Raw genomic sequence first — 19,725 nt, forward strand, 5'->3', positions numbered from 1 at the left:
TAGACCGTTTGAGGCATGTTTTACCCCTACTTTTGCATCAGTGAAATACAAAAGGTGAAACATTAAAATCAAACGCATAATGAAAAAGAATCTACTGAACAACGTTAGAAAAAGAGTGATGGTATGGATGGCCTTGGCAAGTATGGCCACTTTCCTTTCCGCCCAGACTTATCGGCTTTCCGGTTGTGTGCAGGACGAGAACCGCCAACCGGTAGAGGTGGCGAATGTGCTGCTGAAGCAGGCAAAGGACAGCACCTATATTACCGGCATGCTGACCGACACACAAGGCTGTTTCTCTTTTGACCGGCCACAGGGAGAATACTTGCTGCATATCACCCTTATCGGGAGTGAAGACCTCTACCTGCCCGTTGTGCTGCGAGGAAACAAAAACGTTGGCGAATTGACATTGAAATCTTCTTCCGCCTCGCTGGACGAAGTGACCGTTACGGCCGCGCGTCCCGTTATCAAGCGTCTGGTGGATAGGGTAGTGTTCGATGCACATAATACCATAGCCTCTGCCGGAGGCAGTGCACTCGACCTTCTGCGTGAAGTGCCCGGTCTGCAGGTTGGACAAAACAGCATTGGTATTATAGGTAAAGGGGGGATTAGGGTTTATATCAACGACCGTGAGACGAAGCTGTCGGGGGATGAACTGATAGATTACCTCCGTTCCTATGACGCCTCCCAGATACTGAAGGTGGAGGTGATTACCACGCCTCCGTCCAAGTACGATGCCGCCGGAAATGCAGGCATCATCAATATTCGCTTGAAGTCACGTCCCAAAGATTACGTGGGTGGTACGGCTTCCGCTTCCTACAGCGCTGGTGAAAAGGACAATTACGGATATGGCGGGGTAAGCCTGAACCTCAGCAAGGGGCGCGTGTCATCCTTCCTCAACGGGGGTACTACGCAGGGCAACTATGAGACGCGTGAGAAGAATTACCGCTATTTTCCGCAGAACATCTGGAACAGCCGTGCCGACTACACCAATTACATGAATAGCTTCTACCTTCAGGGAGGTGTGGATGTATCGTTGGAACGGGACTGGAGTGCAGGTATGCAGGCCATCTATAATCACAGTGCCCCCAAACCGGGCAACGCCCTTTCATGGACGGAAGTTTACGATGCCTCTACCGCCGTACTGGATTCTCTGCTGTACTCCAACAGTGACAAGGATACTGGTTCCGACCGCCTCAATCTGAACTTCCATACCGATAAGGTCTGGGATGACAAAGGCAAGAAAATGACTTGGGATGTGGATTACCTGCGTGACAACCGGGACGAAAATATGGGCTTTCTCTCGAAAACCCTCCTGCCTGACGGTACGGAGATTCCGGGTACAAACTTCGATTACAACTATCTGCAACATCGCAAGGTGGATGTAGTCTCCTCCGCTCTTGATTTCATCCTTCCTTTTGAAAAGTACAAGATAACGGCAGGTGCCAAGGTCTCCTTTACCAACACTCGCAACGGTATCAATTACGATACGTCGGACCCTACGCTGGTGCAGGATGATTATTTCCGTTACAAGGAGCAAATCTATGCCTTATATGCTGATTATAGCCGTGAATATTCCGAACGTTTTTCCATGCAGTTGGGCTTGCGTATGGAGCACACCCGCACTACCGGTATTTCCGAAGCGAAGGATACGGAGGACAAGCACGACTATACGCGCTTGTTCCCTACTGTCTATCTGCTTTATTCGCCTACAGACGGGAATGCGCTGAACTTCAGTTTCTCCAACCGCATCTCCCGTCCGTCGCAGAATATGGTCAATCCTTTTCCGTTCTATCAGAACAAATATACGTATGCCTGCGGGCGTGAGGACTTGAAACCCAGCTACACTTACAATGCAGAACTGGGATATACGTTGAAGAACAACTTCAATGTTTCCGCTTATTATTCTTATTCGGACGATGTATTCTTCCAGGTTGTGGACTTGGATGCCGAAACGAATGTGACTTCTTTCCTTTGGGAGAATTTCATGAAGACGCATGCTTTCGGGCTTAACAATTCGTACACTTTCCGTACCAAATGGCTGCAAGCTTACGCCCAGCATGGAGTGAGCTATCGCCGGACTACCTCCAGCGCTGTCACCACCTCTCCCGAGGAGAAAGGATGGGCTTATGACGCCAGTCTGCGCAACACTTTCTTCTTCAATGAAAAGAAGACTCTTCTGGCTACGTTGTCCGGTTCCTATTCTTCCCGTCAGTATCAGGGCATCTATCTGATGAGCCCCACTTACAGCGTCAGTGCAAGTATGCTTTACCGGTTGTTGGACAATAAGCTCAGCCTCAGCCTGAATGTCAACAATCTGTTTGTCAGCCATTCCAAATTGGAAACCATGTCCAACGGGCTGAAGATAATTGCCGACAATCAGTTTGCCTTTACCAGTTTCCGTATCGGTGTATCCTATACTTTCGGTGGTGATATACGTAGCAAGGGCCAGCGGAACAGTAACGAGGATATTCAGAGGAGGCTATAATGCGGAAAGGATGCTACCCGGTTTCTCCCTTTTGCTGCTAAGTAAGAGATTGTCGTTCATTGTGGAGCGTTATTGTATAGGCTTTCTAATGTATATGAAGAATCATTGGAGAAATACCCTTTGGTCATGACATCTATCACATCCTTTCCATTGTTGACATAAGTTCCTGTGGCGTGATTCATCAGCCCGGAACATTCCCGTCCGGCGCCGGCATTGCCGTTGTCCCAATAGAATACGGCCATGCCATTGGTGCGTGCAGCTTTGCATACATATTCCAGGTAGTATTTGCGGAATGCTTCAGAACGGTTGTTGTTGCGGTGTACGCACCCCATTTCTCCAATGTATACGGGAATCCCTTTTTCTACGTAAGCGGTTCTTAGTGCTGCAAAGATTTTCTCAAGATGCTCTTCGTCTCCCCATTTCTCTTTTTTGCTGAGGGCGCCGGTGTGTCCCCACTCTGCAAATTTATTTTCCAATGCGAAGTTGGCAGGGTCGTAGTAGTGTACCGATATTAACAGACGGTCTTTTGTCGGGTCTGTTGGGAGCTGCAGGTGTTTTATGGTAAGATCAGGGTTTGTGCAATAGCCGCTGATACCTAAGTAGCGGGTTGCATTGTTGCCGCCGGTGGCACGGACGGCATCTACAAAAACTTGTTGCCATTCATTGAGTATGGCATATTGTTTGCCTCCATCGGTGGTGTTGGTGCCGGTACCCCATCTTCCGTCATGAATCTCATTGAGGCCTTCGAAAATTAGGAATTCGCCTTTGTTCTCGAAACGTTGGGCTATTTGTGTCCACATGGATTTGAGTTGCTCTTTGATGGCGTTATTTACGTCTTTGTTTCGTGCTGCTTCTACGATATCAAGCCAGCGGTGCTCATCAAAACCGTCTTCGTGGATGTGGCGGTGTCCGTCGTGATGGATGTTGATAATGGCTTTCAGCCCGGCTCTTTCAGCATATTCCACCACTTCTGCCACGCGGTTCAGCCGGTCTGCGTCAATATGATAGTGCGGGGCTTCGCCTACTTTTCCCAACCAGGTAACGGGGATGCGGACTGATGTAAATCCGGCTTGTTTTACTTTCAAGAGTGTCTCTTGTGTAACTTTGCCGTTACCCCATGAAGTCTCGTCGGCTATTTCGTTTACATGAGCGTCAAGCTGGTTACCCAGATTCCATCCGAGCCCCAGCTCCCTTGCCACTTTTACGGCAGGCAGATTTTCGTCTATGGCAGGTTTGTTCTCTTGTTCATTATTTGCAGCTTGGGTGATGATGATGACGGTTTCCTTTTCACCGGCCGTGATAGTTATGCTGGCTTTACGCGCATTCCCTTTATTGGCTTCTGCTGTAAATGTAAATGACATAAGGTTATCGGAAGAAGTCTTTGATTTCGGTGTCATCCACTCGGCATTGGATTGGGCTGTTGCGACGGGATAGGATGAAACACGGATGGTTATTTCTCCACCGGCAGCTGCGAGGTTCTGAGGGTATACACTTTTCACTGTGAGATAGGGCAACTCCTCTATGGAGGAATTGGAGCTGGAACAGGACAAAATGTTTATGGACAATAGTATTGCCATTACATTCTTCAAGAAGATGAACTTTGTGCTCATAAAATCAGTTTTATAGGTTTATGGCGACAAAGTTAGCGGTAATGGGGTTATGTATAGTTTGAAATTCTGCATATAGAGGTTTGAAATCCTACAAATCAGCCTATATTCATTCTTTGCCCGGTGTATCGGCTGGGTTGGACACCGAAATATTTCTTGAATAGGGTGCTGAAATATTTGGAGTTCACAAAGCCCGTTTGTATGGAAACATCGGTCACCGGTATTCCTTGTTGCAGTAGGGCGGCAGCCTGCTCAAGGCGGATAATACGGATGAAATCTTGCGGGGTATGCCCGGTAAGAGCTTTCAGTCGTTCGTGGAAAAGAGTCCGGCACATGGCCATATCCCGGCAGAGTTGGTCAATGTCGAATTCAAAGTTACTTATGTTTTCTTTCACGATTTGAGTCGCTTTCTCTACAAAGGCACTGTCTGCACTATTGGGCATGCTGGATTGTATAGTAGGCATTTCCTCAATAGTCTTGCTTGTTGGAAGGTCATGCCGCAGTGCAATCTGTGTGTAATATTGCCGCAGGCGTTTGCGGTTTTCTATTTGCGTCTGAATTTTGGCTTTCAGTATATCTATGTCAAAAGGCTTGGCTATGTAGTCATCGGCTCCTTTGTGCAGCCCTTCTATGATGGAGGTTCTGAAGGTCTTGGCAGTGAGCAGTATGACAGGTATGCCCGAAGTGGCAGGATTGCTTTTTATCCGGTTGCACATTTCGTCACCCTGCATGCCGGGCATCATTATATCGGACAATACTAAACTGGGGTATTGCGTTTCCATATATTCCAATGCTTCTTGTGCATTAGATTTGTCTATGACGCAGTAAATAGGTTCAAATATGCGGCGCATATAGAGGCGGAGTTCGTCATTGTCTTCTACTATAAGCAATGTGTCTTTGTCCGAGTCGCAGAGTATGGGGGCTTCCATAGTGACAGGCCTTTCCATAGCAGGAGTGGCAACGGATGCCGCAGAATTTGTGATTGTAGCTTTATTGAGTATGAGCGTAAATTCCGAACCTTGATTCACGACGGAGCTAACCTTGATGTCGCCTTTCAACAAAGTGGCAAGCCGCTTGGCTTGCAATAGCCCCAGACCGATGCCCGGAGTACCGGAACTGATGGCATTGCTGGCACGGAAAAAGCTTGTGAACAGTTTCTTTTGTTCTTTTGGGGAGATGCCGATTCCGGTGTCACTCACGATAATCTTTACTTTGTCTGCTTCGGCTTTCGCTCTGATGCTGATTTTTCCTCCTGCAGGGGTATATTTTAGGGCATTGGATAAAAGGTTGGTGAGTATCCGGTTCAATAATTTCGTGTCGGCCCATACTCCCAACTGACAGTCGATGTTACTCGTCTGCAATGTTTTTTGTTGTTGCTGGCAGAGGGGTTGAAAGATGGTAAGGAGATTGTCTGTAATCTGTTTTAGCGGCACAGCTTCTATCTGGGGTTTCATGCTGGAATGATCTATCCGTTCAAAGTCAAGTAACTGTGATAATATATCCAATAGCTTGTTGAGATTGGAATGTGCCAGTCCGATAGACCGGACGGCATCTTCATGAAGTGTGGAGTCATGGCGTAGTTCGTCCAGAGGAGCCTTGACAAGTGTAAGTGGGGTACGGATATCATGGGCTATGCTTACGAAAAAGGCGATTTTTTCGTTCATATAGTGGCGTACCAACTGTTGTTGTTTACTTTTTATAACTGCTCCTATTATACCCCATAGTGTCATGATGTATAATATCCATGCCCACCAAGTGTTCCACCATGGCTGGCAGATTGTGATACACGTAGTCCGACTGCTCAGTATGAGTCCGCTATTGAGGCTGTATGAACGTATGCAAAGCCGGTATCTGCCTGGCGACACATTTGTGTAGCGCAGTTGTTCATTATTTCCCAGTTTGTTCCAGTTACGGTCGAATCCCTGAAGCATGTATTCGTATGCAATGTCTTCCTGATAGCGGAAGCTTACAGACTCGAATCCCATTGTGAATGAATTATGGCGATATGATAAAATAATGGTGCTATCTGCCAGCATTTGCATGAGTTCTGGGCGCATGCCCGCAGACTCCCTGGCATCTATATTGTCTATTCGGAAGTCGGTGAGTTGTAAGGATGGAGACTGATAGGAAGTCAGTGAAATGTGAGGCTTGAATATCAGTACACCAGTGGTACTTCCCAGTGCTATGCGTCCGTCGGCTAAAAGAGTGGCTGCGGAACGGTTGTAGAACCTCGACATTACTTGCTCGAAATTCTGGTTGTATATCTGCATGGATGGCTGCGGAGGAAGGCATGCCAAACCGTGATCAGTAGTAATCCATAACATATTGCTATGGTCGATGAGCAAGGCACTCACACGGTTGGACGGCAGACGCTGTTCGGTAGAGAATGCCTTTTTTTCAGCAGTTTGTAAGTTATATAAATAAAGGCCTCCACCGTCAGTTCCCAGCCAGACCTGCTCATCGTCTACGAATACTATGGATTGGATGAAAGCATTGAAGTCTTCTCCTTTATTGTCAGTACTCTTAAACAAATGTGTGGATGTTCCGGTCTGTTTGTTTATCAGTACCAGTCCGTCTACTGTACCTACAGCAATGGTATGTGCATCCTTTTGTGCTATGCAGCGTACTTTGATTACGTTGTGTAACTTCCATTGCCGGGTGGAGCATTCCAGTTGCAGCAACTGATTTTCCATTGTCCCTATCCATAAATCTCCGTCTGTATCAAACAGTACTGTAGAGAGGTAGTCGGATGGTAAGCTGCTATTGTCGCTAAGGTAATGGTGTAAAATTTCTCCCTGGCTGTTGAGAAGAAATACCCCATTACCATAAGTACCTGCAGCAATATTATCCTGAGAATCAATGGAGATGCTTAATACCACATTACCTGCAAGTATCTGTCTGCATCGGTTATTTTGGGGATTGTATATGTTGATACCGTCATCGGTGGCAATCCACAGTTCACCGTTGCGCTGCTCACAGAATGCATTTACATTGTCATCGGCTAAGGAGGGCTCTTCTCCTTTGTGATGTCTTAGTAAAGTGGTGGTGGTTTCTTCGGGCATCATGAGAAATGCGCCGCCAGTGTAGGTTCCTATCCATATGTTGTCTTCATAATCCAGGCATAAGGAATATACTCCCATGGCAGTAAGCATTCGGTTGGCACGTGTGAAGAGTGGTTCTGTCTCGCCGGTCAGGTAGTTGTAGGTGTAGACTCCATCTCCGTCAAATCCCAATAGGATGGTAGAAGGTGTCATTTCTATCATGGAACGGATAGGAGTATGAGGAAGAGTTACGGCACCGGTTGCCTGTTCTTGCCATGAGTTGAGGTTGACGCTTTTTATTCCACTATTGAAAGTGCCTATCAATAATGTATCACTGCCTGATGGCACTAAAAGGCTTTGTACATAGGTGCCTGGACAGAGCTTATGCAGTAAAACTCTATCCTTGGAATAGATACGCAGGCCACATGTGCTACCGGTGGCAATACCTTGAGGCAATTCGGTGATATAGGTCACATGGTTTTCTGAATCGATAAGTTGAGGCATTTCACCAAATCGGCAACAATAGAGCCCGGTGCTCAGTCCTATCCACAATTGTTCTTGCGAGTCGATAAGAAGGTGCTGGAGAATCAGGCCCATGTAGATATGTTCTGCTAAATCAAGCCAGAGTTCGAATTGGTCAGTAAGCAAGTTGTATTTGTAAATCTGTCCTACATTGTTATAAGCATAAAGTGAATTGTTAGGACTTATAGCTAACATTGTGGTGCTTCCTGAAGCATCGGATAATTTCTGATTGGTTCCTAGTTGATAGCTTTTCATCGAACGCCCATTGAAACGGTTGATTCCATCAAGTGTGCCCATCCATATAGCTCCCGACTTGTCTGTTGCGATGGAAAAGACCCGTAGGCTGTTCAAACCCTCTTCTGTACCAAATTTCAGGCTGGAAAAGCGCTGGACATACTTGTCTGCATAGGCTGTGGTTGAGAACAGCATGAAGAAAAGTAAGACCAGAGTCTGGAGAGTTTGTTTAGTGCAGATATACATTTGCTATGCAATGTTGGTTAACGAGTACAAAAGTACATTAACTCTGTGAATGTTCAAAACAATAATCCAAATAAGTTCGAATTATTGAAAGTTTTTGTGTTGAAAATCAGTATTTTGTGATAAAATGTAAGAATTCAAACCTGATATGTAGGGATTCAAACCTGATGAATGGATACTTTGGTGAACTTTGTGACCTGACCAAGAATCTGGCTTACAAATTTTATTATTAATATTATGAAAGTAAAGAAATGTAAAAACACGTTACTCTGTGGTACACTTACTCTCTGTTTATGGGGAGGTTTTTCGCAAGTGAGAGCTGCTTCATTTGAAAATTTTGCAATAGAACAGCAAAGCAACAAAGTAATAGGTACTGTGAAAGATGAGTTTGGTCCGGTGATAGGGGCCTCTGTCGTTGAAAAAGGAACCAGCAACGGTGTTGTTACCGACTTAAACGGCAAATTCAGTTTAAACGTCAAACCCGGCGCAACGTTAATCATCAGTTTTGTGGGATACAAGCAGCAGGAGGTGAAAGCAGGCAATGCTCCACTGAATATTGTACTTGAAGAAGACAGTAAGATGCTGGGTGAAGTGGTAGTAACCGCTTTGGGCATCAAGCGCGAGCGCAAGGCTTTGGGATACGGTGTGGCCGAGGTACAAGGTGAGGCATTGACCAAGGCCAAAGAAACGAATGTTATCAATTCAATGGCAGGTCGTGTGCCGGGTTTGGTGGTGAGCCAGACCGCGGGTGGAGCCTCAGGCTCTTCGCGTGTAATATTACGCGGTAGCACAGAAATGACCGGTAATAACCAGCCTTTGTATGTGATAGACGGCGTGCCTTTGGATAATACAAATTTTGGTAGCGCCGGTACTTATGGTGGTTTTGACCTTGGCGACGGTATTTCCAGTGTAAATCCCGATGACATTGAGAGCATGTCGGTATTGAAGGGACCCGCGGCATCGGCTCTTTATGGTAGTCGTGCCAGCCATGGGGTAATCCTTATCACTACCAAGAAAGCCAATAAGGATAAAATCAGCGTGGAATACAATGGAACTATGACTTTTGATACCCAGTTGGCCAAATGGGATGATGTCCAGCAGATTTATGGTATGGGCAGTAATGGTACTTATCCCATCAATGCTGTGTCTAATACCAACATGAGTTGGGGGGCCAAAGCTGACGGTACCAATATGCTTAAGTACTTCGATGGTGTGGAACGTCCTTATCTGATAGTTCCAGACAATACTTCCCAGTTCTTCCGCACAGGCTTTACTGCAACTAACAGTGCTATCATTGGGGTGAATAATGGCAAGACCGGTATTCGTTTCACCTATACTGATATGCGCAACAAAGATATCGTACCAAAGACTCATATGAGCCGGGACATCTTCAATTTGCGTGCCAATACTACTGCCGGGAAATTTGACTTGGACTTCAGTGGCAACTATACCCGTGAAGATGTGAAAAACCGTCCGGCATTGGGAGACAGTAAATCAAATATAGGCAAGAATCTGATGACTTTGGCCACCACTTATGACCAGAAATGGCTTAAGACTTATCAGGATGCCAACGGTGAATACTCTAACTGGAATGGCATGGACCCTTATAATGTGAATCCTTATTGGGATGTTTACAAGAACTCAAACAACTCCAAGAAAGATCAATTCCGTTTCAATGGTAAGGTTGTCTGGAACATCACTCAAAACCTGAAGGTACAGGGGACAGCAGGAGCCGAGCTTAATTGGTTTACTTTTGAAGACTATAAGGCTCCTACCACACCGGGATATGAATCCGGTTACTTGCAGAATAATAATTTTCGTAATCGCATGTATAACTTTGAACTTCTGGCCCTCTATAATAACTCTTGGGGAGATTTCGACTTTAATGCGACATTGGGCGGTAACTTGTACAAGGTGAATAACCAGACTATAGTCACTACTGCCAAGGACATGAAGATTCGCGATGTGGTGGCTTTGATGAGCTTCAATGAAGTAAGTGTAGAGCCTTACAGTTATCGTAAGCAGATTAACTCTATTTATGGTGCCGTTAACCTGGGTTGGAAGCACATGCTTTACTTTGATGCAACCCTTCGTGGCGACCAGTCTTCCACATTGCCCGTCAGTAATAACATGTATATCTATCCTTCTTTCTCCGGTAGCTTTGTATTCTCCGAGTTGCTGAAATTGGGTGACAAGCTTCCTTATGGTAAAGTGCGTATGTCGTGGGCGCAAGTTGGTAGTGATACCGATCCGTATCAGTTGGGATTGGTGTATACCAAGTCTAAGTTTGCTTATCCGGGTTATACTATTGGTTATATCAGTAACGGCACTATTCCCAATAAAGATTTGAAACCTACCAAGACCAATTCGTTCGAAATGGGTCTGGAACTGAAATTCCTGAAGAACCGTATCGGCTTGGATTTCACTTATTACAGTCAGCTTAGTAAGAATCAGATTATGGGTATGGCCAGTTCCTCGACTTCCGGTTATGGCTATCGTTTGATTAATGCAGGTGAAATAGAGAATAAAGGTGTGGAAATAGCTTTGAACACTCGTCCGATCCAAACGAAAGATTTCTCTTGGGATTTGAATTTCAACTTCTCGAAGAATAGTAACAAGGTGAAGAAACTGGTGGACGACATGGATATGTTTGAACTGGAAAAGGCTACATGGCTTGACGTACAAGTGGCTGCCAAGGTAGGTGAGAATTTCGGTTCTATCGTAGGTCCCGACTTCCAGCGTAACGAAAACGGTGATATTCTTATCGATCCGTCAACCGGATTGCCTATGTACGACAAGAGCAACCATGTACTGGGAAATGCCTCCTGGGACTGGACCGGCGGTGTCCATACCAACTTCTCCTATAAGAATATTTCACTTTCTGCTGTCTTTGATGTGAAGGTAGGGGCTGATCTTTATTCTATGTCAGCTCGGGCCGCGCATGAGACGGGCAAGAGCATGGCCACTTTGGAAGGCCGCGAAGCATGGTATAAGTCCGAAGAGGCCCGTCAGGCAGCAGGCTATGCCAAAGATTCTCCTGATTGGATGCCCACCGGCGGTTTCATTGCTCCGGGTGTGATAGACAATGGTGACGGTACTTATCGTGAAAATGACATTGTGATTAATCCCGAGAAGTATTGGATGAGTGTCTGTCGCAATGCGCCTTCCATGTTTATCTATGATAACTCTTATGTGAAGTGTCGCGAAATCACATTGAGCTACACCTTGCCCAAGGCTTGGCTGAAGAATGTGGTAGATGGACTGACAATATCGTTTGTTGCTCGTAATCCGTTCATTGTCTGGAAGAATATTCCTAACATTGACCCGGACTCCAACTACAACAATACCACCGGTATGGGTATGGAGTATGGCTCGTTGCCTTCACGCAAGAGCTACGGTTTCAATGTCAATGTGAAATTTTAAGAGACCCCATGAAATTTATCAGATACATTTACTAAAAAAGATATATACAATGAGACACTATAAATCATATATCACAATGGCGTTGGCTGCATTTGCTTTGTTTTTCGTTTCTTGCAGCGATGAGTATATGGAGAACATGAATACCGATCCCTCAAAGGCTGACACCATCGATCCTAACGCACAACTTACCACCGCCCAGCTCCATACTTATGGAGACTTGGAGGTGAGTGAAACTTACCGTAGTTATATTTACGCCTTCAACCAGCAGTTGATGGGCTGCTGGAATACTACAAACTATGGTGGCCGCCATACACTTGACCTTAACGAGATGGGGCATATCTGGCAGAACTACTATTTGAAAAATATCAAGGACCTTACCGATGCACAGGCACGTACTACGGATGATGAAGAGAAGGTGAACATCAATGCGGCTGTCCGCATTTATCGTGTCTATCTCATGTCTCATCTTACTGATATTTATGGCGATGTGCCTTACTTTGAAGCGGGAAGAGGTTTTATTGATGGTAAGTTTACGCCTAGATATGACACACAAGAAGAGATTTATAATGACTTTTTTGTGGAGCTCGACGCTGCCGTAACAGCTTTTGATGGCACCAAAGACCGTATCACCGGGGATGTCATTTATAGCGGCGACATAAACAAATGGAAAAAGTTTGCCAATTCACTCCGCCTGCGTTATGCTATGCGTATCTCGGATGTCAACCCACAGAAAGCTCAGGAAGAATTTGAAAAAGCTTTGGCGGCAGATGGAGGTATCATTGCCTCCGGTGCTGATGACGCACTGATTCCTTATTTGGATATTGCTTTTGACTTTGGTGGCGAAAGCTATTCCGACTATCGTCGTAATGCTTTGTCACAGCGTTTGTATGGTAACGATCCTCGCAATAACCCCAGTTTTATCTGCTCTACTTTTTATAATCAGCTGTTCAATACTGGTGACCCTCGTTTCTATGCTATCATACGGTTCTACTTTGACCAGATAATGAGCACAACCAGTACCGAGGGCCGCATTGACATCACTGAAGAGGTATTGGCGAAAAATATGGCGCATCCACGCGATCCGGGTGCATTTTTCTATGAACCTTGGCCCGAAGCTTATGAGAGCGACCTTATAAAAGAACTGCAGGAAAGCAATCCTGCCATTGAAAAGATTTCCATGGATACGGAAACGGAACCCAAGTTGGCAAGTAACTTTCTAGAGGGTGAAAATCCGGGTGTGGTTATAACTTCGGCCGAAGTGGAGTTTCTGCTGGCAGAGGCTGCTCTGAAAGGATGGAATGTGGCAGGTTCCGTAGAAGAGCATTATAGAAAAGGTGTACGTGCGGCTATGGACTTCTTGACGGACAATTACGGATGTGATAAAATTACTGACGAAGAGTTCGATAACTATATGGCCAATAACATTATTGGTTATACGGCAGAGCAGAAAAAGGCATCTATCAATACGCAGGCATGGATTCTGCATTTCACCAATCCGTTGGAGTGTTGGGCTAATTTGCGTCGTTCCAACTACCCACAGCTAAAGTCTCCTGCAGAGTATGGTTTCAGCCAAGTTCTTACGGGGGGGGCAGCTATTCCGGTTCGTCTGTGCTATCCTGTGCTGGAATCTTCATACAATAAGAAAAACTATGAGGAAGCGCTGGAGCGTATGGGAGGTAATAATAGCTGGAACACTCCTGTGTGGTGGGATAAAAATAATGTTCAATAATTTCTGTTCAACATCAAATAAACTATCAATATGAAAAAGATATATGTTATGCTATTTGCCATATTGGCATTCAACGCCTTCGTGGCAAGCTGCAGCGACGAAGAACCGTTCTCTACGGCTACGCTCGATGATGAGCCTCGTATACTCGATCCTACTTTTCCGGACCGGGTTAATGGAAATCTGGCTACATTTGCCAATTTCAGTCGTGATGGCAAATTTTCGATGAAACTCACAGTGACTCCCGCAGACTATACTACCGTAACTTGGTTTGTGGATGGAGAAGAAGTGGCTACCGGTACTGAAATAGAAAAGGAATTTATGGCAGGAACTTATCATCTTAAAATAACAGCTACCACCACTGTCGGAAAATCTACTTACCGTGAGGGGCTTATCCAGGTAAATCCTTTAGCGGATGACCCCAGTGCCACTGAAGTAGCATTCGAACGTATTGTGGCTCCCGGCAATAAAGCTTGTCTTTACGGTGATAATCTGGATAAAGTGGAAAGCATTCTCATTGGTGGAATGGCTGCCATGGATATTACTTATGTGGAGTCGGAAGATGGCAATTATGTGGAATATACTGTACCTGCCGGCTTGTCGGAGGGAGACTATCGGGCTGTTTTTATCGATGCCGAAGGTAATGAATACGGTGCCAATAAAGTGAAAGTGACTAAAGGGGCTATGATTACAATGGGTGCCAACCGTGCTACCGCCGGTGCGGCATGGATAATGACCGGTATAAATCTTGATGCTGTTGCCTCGATTACAATAAATGGTGTGGATGTAGTGGAATTTGCAAAGCAAACAGCCACTTCTCTCACGCTGATTTGCCCGGAACTGGAAGAAGGAGAATATACAGTGACTGGTAAGACTAAGACAGGTGAAAGTATACAATTCTATGCCAACGGCGAGGTTACTACAGAACAGAAAGTTACTATCTCTTCTGAGAAAGCCTTGTGGGAAGGTCATCACTATGTGTCCTGGGACAAAGAGGACGGTGATCCTAATAAGACATTTAATCTGATTCCTCAAGAAGTGATGACTGCCCTTAAGCCAGGGACTGTTTTGCGGGTTTATTACTCGATAGAACCTATGGCGGAATATCATCAGATGCAACTTGCTACCGGTTGGTGGTCAGGGCTGATGGATACGATAGAATTTGGCAAAGGTGGTGTTTACGAACTGATTATTACCCAAGAGATTATTGACAAGATAAAGGCTGAGGCCGGATTCCTTTGTGTGGGACATGGTTACTATGTCGACTTGGTAACGGTTCAATAATTTCTAATAAAGAGCATAAAAATGCATACTTATATTTTACGATTTTTTCTTTTGTTCGCTGCATCTGCCACAAATCTTTGTGCGCAGATGCCCATATATCAAAATCCTGATATGCCTATCGAAGTGCGCGTTGAGGATGCGTTAAGCCGTATGACACTTGAAGAAAAGGTGGCACTTTGCCATGCACAGAGCAAGTTTTCATCGGCAGGTGTGCCCCGTTTGGGTATTCCTGAGTTGTGGATGAGTGATGGTCCTCATGGAGTTCGCCATGAGTTTGAATGGAATACTTGGAATTATGCGGGTTGGACTAACGATTCTATTACGGCTTTTCCTGCTCTTACGGCTCTTGCTGCCACTTGGAACCCGGAGATGGCTGCACGTTATGGCAAGGCTGTTGGCGAGGAGGCACGTTATCGTAAGAAAGACGTATTGTTAGGTCCCGGTGTCAATATCTACCGTACTCCCCTTAATGGGCGTAACTTTGAGTATATGGGTGAAGACCCTTATCTTGCCGGTGTGATGGCGGTTCCTTATGTCAAGGAATTGCAAAAGAACGGTGTTGCGGCTTGTGTGAAGCATTTTGCATTGAACAATCAGGAGCAGTGGCGTGGTACCGTTGACGTTGAAGTGAGTGACCGTGCTCTTTACGAAATCTATTTGCCTGCTTTCAAGCAGGCAATAGTGGAAGGGGGAGCATGGAGCGTCATGGGAGCTTATAACAAGTATCGTGGTCAGCATTGTTGCCATAATGCCCGTCTGCTCAATGATATTCTACGTGATGAATGGGGGTTTGACGGTTGTGTCATTACCGATTGGGGAGGAGCTCACGACACCAAAGAGGCTGCTCTTAATGGTCTTGACATCGAAATGGGGTCTTATACCAACGGTTTGACTTCGGATAATAGCTTGGGGTATAATCTCTACTATTTGGCAGACCCCTATCTGGAGATGTTGAAGAAGGGGGAGTTGCCGATGGCGTCAGTGGATGCGAAAGCGAGGAATATACTGCGCCTGATTTTCCGGACTTCATTGAATCCGAATAAGCCGTATGGCTCACTCTGTACCAAGGAACATTATGATGTGGCTAAGGTTATAGGTGACGAGTCCATCGTGCTGTTGCGGAACAAGGGCATTCTTCCATTACAAGCTGATAAGTATAACCGGATATTGGTGGTTGGTGACAATGCTGTCCGTAGACTTACGGATGGTGGCGGTTCGTCGGAATTGAAACCAAAAGATATGATTTCTCCACTTGATGCACTGCGTGCCCTATATGGCGATAAGATAGAATACGCTCAGGGTTATGCATGTGGCCGTCCCTTTTTTGGGTATGAGGAGGAAATACAACAGACGGTGATAGACTCTTTGCGTGCTGAGGCTGTAGCAAAGGCACGGCGGGCAGATGTTGTTATCTATGTGGGAGGTTTGAATAAAAACGCTTTTCAGGATTGTGAATCTACTGACCGTAAGTCGTATAATTTACCTTTTTCTCAAGATGAATTGATAGAAGAGCTTGTTGCTGTGAATCCAAATCTTGTGATAGCTAATATCAGTGGTAATGCTTATGCTATGCCGTGGTTGGAGAAAGTACCTGCAATTCTGCATATTTCTTATTTGGGGACCATGGGAGGAGCGTCGATTGCAGATGTTATCAGTGGTAAAGTGAATCCGTCGGGTAAACTGCCTTATTCTTTTCCGGTAAAGTTAAGCGATTGTTCGGCGCACTCTTTTGGTGAAGGGGCTTATCCGGGTATCGATACTGGCAAGGAAGATGTGTCTTTGACGGATTATCAGCGCAATGTCGGTGTCAACCCTAAAGAAGAGTATAAAGATGATATTTTAGTAGGTTATCGTTGGCACGATACAAAGAAGATTCCCGCTCTTTTTAGTTTTGGCCATGGATTGAGTTATACTTCTTTCAAATACGGCAAGTCTCGGCTGTCATCTAAGACGATGGATGAAAAAGGAAGTATTAAGGTAACAGTGCCTTTGACTAATACGGGTACGAGGATTGGTAAAGAAGTGGTGCAACTTTATCTCGGAGATCCGGTGTGTAGCGTTATTCGTCCATTGAAAGAGTTGAAGCATTTTACAAAAGTAGAGGTCGAACCTGATGAAACTGTTCAAGTGGAATTTGTTATCACTCCTGATGATTTGAAGTTTTTTGATGAGGCAAGCCATCAATGGCTAGCTGAACCGGGAGTGTTCAATGTGTATGTCGGGACTTCATCTGCAGATATTCGTTGCATGCACTCCTTTAAATATATATGTGATTGACGCAATAATTCAACGGCAATTAAACATATATGTGAAGAAAACGTACTGCCTAAAAGGCAGTACGTTGCATAATGAATCATTCTTTTGAAGTTTGAAATTTGATCAATATACTTATCTTTGTCTTTTGAATAGATAATTGCCTAATATGAAACCATGATGAAACAGAAACTTCTTTACCTTTTGCCACTCTTCCTATTGTCGGGATGCGGGCAGGCTACTTACAAGAATGCATCTCTGCCGGCAGAAGAACGTGCCGGACTTTTGCTGAAGGAACTGACGCTCGAAGAGAAGGTGTCCTTGATGATGGACAGCTCCAAACCGGTGGAACGTCTGGGCATCAAGCCCTATAACTGGTGGAATGAAGCGTTGCATGGAGTGGCGCGTGCCGGGCTGGCCACAGTGTTTCCCCAACCGATTGGTATGGCGGCATCTTTCTCGCCGGAGACTGTATACGAGGTATTTACTGCTGTTTCTGATGAGGCCCGTGCCAAGAATGCCTACTATACATCTCAGGAAAGCCATGAGCGCTATCAAGGGTTGACGATGTGGACGCCTACGGTGAACATCTACCGCGACCCTCGCTGGGGAAGGGGTATAGAGACCTATGGGGAAGACCCTTATCTGACCAGCCGTATGGGTGTGATGGTTGTAAAGGGTTTGCAGGGCACGAACGATGGAAAATATGACAAGCTGCATGCTTGTGCCAAGCACTTTGCCGTACACTCCGGTCCGGAGTGGAACCGCCATGAGTTTAATGCGGAAAATATCAAGCCCCGTGATTTGTATGAAACTTATCTTCCTCCTTTCGAAGCTTTGGTGAAAGAAGGAAAAGTGAAGGAGGTGATGTGTGCCTACAACCGTTTTGAGGGCAATCCTTGCTGTGGTAGCGACCGCCTGCTGATGCAGATTTTGCGCGATGAGTGGGGATTTGACGGTATTGTCCTTTCGGACTGTGGAGCTATTGCCGATTTTTACAGAGACTATGGTCATAAGACGCATTCCGATGCAGAGTCTGCTTCGGCGGCTGCCGTACTGAGTGGAACGGACTTGGAATGCGGTTCGAGTTACGAGGCTCTGGTAGAAGCGGTGAAGCAGGGAAAGATTGATGAAGAAGCAGTGGATGTAGCAGTCAAGCGTCTTTTGACGGCCCGTTTTGCACTGGGTGAAATGGACGAGCCGGAGAAGGTGTCCTGGACCGGCATTCCTTTTTCTGTGGTGGCTTCTGCCGGACACGACTCTCTGGCACTCGACATGGCTCGCAAGTCCATGACACTGCTTATGAACAAGGATAATACCTTGCCGTTGAAGCGCGGAGGATTGACTGTGGCCGTGATGGGGCCGAACGCCAATGATTCTGTGATGCAGTGGGGAAATTATAACGGTATGCCTCCGCACACGGTCACCATTCTGGATGGAATTAGAAAAGCCTTGGGCTCTGACGACCGGCTTATTTATGAACAAGGCTGCGGATGGGTGGAGAGAGCTCAGATACAGAGCGTCTTCAACCGTTGCAAGACTGCCGACGGAAAACCCGGATTCAGTGCACGCTACTGGAATAATGTGACTCGTGACGGTGAGCCAGTCACTACTGCCCAAGTGACCACTCCTTTCCATTTCTGTACATCCGGTGCCACGGTTTTTGCTCCGGGTGTGAACCTTACCGACTTCTCGGCAACCTATAACAGCGTATTCACTCCCGACCAGTCGGGAGAGGTTGTCTTTGACATCTATGCCTATGGCTCAGGTAGATTGCGGATAAATGGGGAGGAAGTGAGAGGATTCTCCAATCAGCACGGTGGACAGAAGAGTGCTTATACTTTGCAGGTACAAGCTGGAAAAACGTATGACGTTGAATTGGATTTTGAATATTTCCGTAGCGATGCACAGCTGAATTTCGACCTTGGATTTAAGAATGAAGTGGATGTGAGGAAATCTGTGGAGCGTGTGAAGGATGCTGATGTCGTGGTCTTTGTGGGAGGAGTCTCTCCGAACCTCGAAGGCGAGGAGATGGGCGTTGAGCTTCCCGGATTCAGAGGGGGCGACCGTACCGATATCGAGTTGCCTGCTGTCCAGCGGGAACTGATTGCCGCTTTGCACCGTGCCGGTAAAAAGGTGGTGTTGGTGAACTGTTCGGGTTCCCCCATCGGTCTGGAGCCGGAAACCGGAAGCTGTGGAGCTATTCTGCAGGCATGGTATCCCGGTCAGGCGGGCGGTACGGCTGTAGCCGAAGTATTGTTCGGTGATTACAATCCGGCAGGACGCTTGCCGGTGACCTTCTACCGTAATGTGTCACAGCTTCCTGATTTTGAAGATTATAACATGACCGGCCGGACTTACCGTTACATGACCCAGGAACCGCTTTTCCCCTTCGGTCATGGATTGAGCTATACCTCTTTCAGCTATGGTGCTGTGGTGCTTGGTTCGGATAATATAAAGTCCGGCGAGAAATTGAGATTGAGTGTCCCCGTAACCAATACCGGCAAATGTGACGGTGAAGAGGTTGTGCAGGTCTATTTGAAGAAGCATGATGATGCAGAAGGACCGAGCAAGGCATTGCGTGCTTTCAAGCGGGTACATATCCCGGCAGGAAAGACGGTCGATGTAGAGTTTGATTTGGGCGATAAAGAGTTGGTGTGGTGGAATCCGCAAAGCAATACTATGTGCGTTTCCGAAGGCAGTTATGAACTGATGGTGGGCGGTAGCTCGCAGACTGCTGGTTTGCTGCGCCGGTCTTTTGTCATTCAGCCTTGATACATCACTGACAGAGTCAAAAAAAAGTTTTCCGCTTGAGGGTGAGTTATGACCCTCAAGCGGAATTTTTATATACAGGGAATACAGATTCTTAATAATCCTTAATGCTATATGTTAACTCCCTTGTTTCTT

Annotated in this window: 8 protein-coding genes; 6 read left to right on the forward strand and 2 right to left on the reverse strand. The window is 46.0% G+C overall.

Annotated features, from left to right (window positions below):
- Window positions 1-79: 79 nt before the first annotated feature.
- Window positions 80-2,485: a TonB-dependent receptor domain-containing protein gene (locus E5355_RS08970; RefSeq protein ID WP_136010087.1), complete on the forward strand. Its 2,406-nt coding sequence runs from the start codon at window positions 80-82 to the stop codon at window positions 2,483-2,485.
- Between the two features lie 56 nt (window positions 2,486-2,541).
- On the opposite strand, the gene E5355_RS08975 is transcribed toward E5355_RS08970, so the two are convergent.
- Both E5355_RS08975 and E5355_RS08980 read right to left on the reverse strand, forming a co-directional pair.
- Entirely contained in the window at window positions 2,542-4,095 is a 1,554-nt protein-coding gene (locus tag E5355_RS08975; protein WP_210434525.1) for a cellulase family glycosylhydrolase, read from the reverse strand.
- Between the two features lie 95 nt (window positions 4,096-4,190).
- Window positions 4,191-8,135: a hybrid sensor histidine kinase/response regulator transcription factor gene (locus tag E5355_RS08980; RefSeq protein WP_136010088.1), complete on the reverse strand. Its 3,945-nt coding sequence runs from the start codon at window positions 8,133-8,135 to the stop codon at window positions 4,191-4,193.
- Window positions 8,136-8,369: 234 nt separating this feature from the next.
- On the opposite strand from E5355_RS08980, the gene E5355_RS08985 reads away from it, so the two are divergent.
- The 5 genes from E5355_RS08985 to xyl3A all read left to right on the forward strand — a co-directional run bounded on the left by E5355_RS08985 (window position 8,370) and on the right by xyl3A (window position 19,593).
- A complete protein-coding gene (locus E5355_RS08985) occupies window positions 8,370-11,555 on the forward strand; it encodes a SusC/RagA family TonB-linked outer membrane protein (protein WP_136010089.1) in 3,186 nt (1,061 codons plus the stop codon).
- Window positions 11,556-11,604: 49 nt separating this feature from the next.
- On the forward strand, window positions 11,605-13,284 hold the full coding sequence (locus tag E5355_RS08990; RefSeq protein WP_136010090.1) for a SusD/RagB family nutrient-binding outer membrane lipoprotein: 1,680 nt from the start codon (window positions 11,605-11,607) through the stop codon (window positions 13,282-13,284).
- Window positions 13,285-13,314: 30 nt separating this feature from the next.
- On the forward strand, window positions 13,315-14,565 hold the full coding sequence (locus E5355_RS08995) for a hypothetical protein (RefSeq protein WP_136010091.1): 1,251 nt from the start codon (window positions 13,315-13,317) through the stop codon (window positions 14,563-14,565).
- A gap of 21 nt (window positions 14,566-14,586) precedes the next feature.
- The gene (locus E5355_RS09000) at window positions 14,587-16,842 is read left to right on the forward strand and encodes a glycoside hydrolase family 3 C-terminal domain-containing protein (protein ID WP_136010092.1); all 2,256 of its coding nucleotides are present in this window, start codon (window positions 14,587-14,589) and stop codon (window positions 16,840-16,842) included.
- A 156-nt stretch (window positions 16,843-16,998) separates the two neighbouring features.
- Entirely contained in the window at window positions 16,999-19,593 is a 2,595-nt protein-coding gene (xyl3A, locus tag E5355_RS09005; RefSeq protein WP_136010104.1) for a xylan 1,4-beta-xylosidase, read from the forward strand.
- The last annotated feature ends 132 nt before the right edge of the window (window positions 19,594-19,725 follow it).

This window comes from Bacteroides muris (ex Afrizal et al. 2022) (genome assembly GCF_004793475.1).
GTDB classification, from domain to species: Bacteria; Bacteroidota; Bacteroidia; order Bacteroidales; family Bacteroidaceae; genus Bacteroides; species Bacteroides muris.

Bases quoted from the DNA above. Each gene is read 5' to 3' on its own strand.
- E5355_RS08970 (WP_136010087.1), top strand. From the start codon at position 80: ATGAAAAAGAATCTACTGAACAACGTTAGAAAAAGAGTGATGGTATGG.
- E5355_RS08985 (WP_136010089.1), top strand. From the start codon at position 8,370: ATGAAAGTAAAGAAATGTAAAAACACGTTACTCTGTGGTACACTTACT.
- E5355_RS08980 (WP_136010088.1), bottom strand. From the start codon at position 8,135: ATGTATATCTGCACTAAACAAACTCTCCAGACTCTGGTCTTACTTTTC.
- E5355_RS08975 (WP_210434525.1), bottom strand. From the start codon at position 4,095: ATGAGCACAAAGTTCATCTTCTTGAAGAATGTAATGGCAATACTATTG.
- E5355_RS08995 (WP_136010091.1), top strand. From the start codon at position 13,315: ATGAAAAAGATATATGTTATGCTATTTGCCATATTGGCATTCAACGCC.
- xyl3A (WP_136010104.1), top strand. From the start codon at position 16,999: ATGAAACAGAAACTTCTTTACCTTTTGCCACTCTTCCTATTGTCGGGA.
- E5355_RS08990 (WP_136010090.1), top strand. From the start codon at position 11,605: ATGAGACACTATAAATCATATATCACAATGGCGTTGGCTGCATTTGCT.
- E5355_RS09000 (WP_136010092.1), top strand. From the start codon at position 14,587: ATGCATACTTATATTTTACGATTTTTTCTTTTGTTCGCTGCATCTGCC.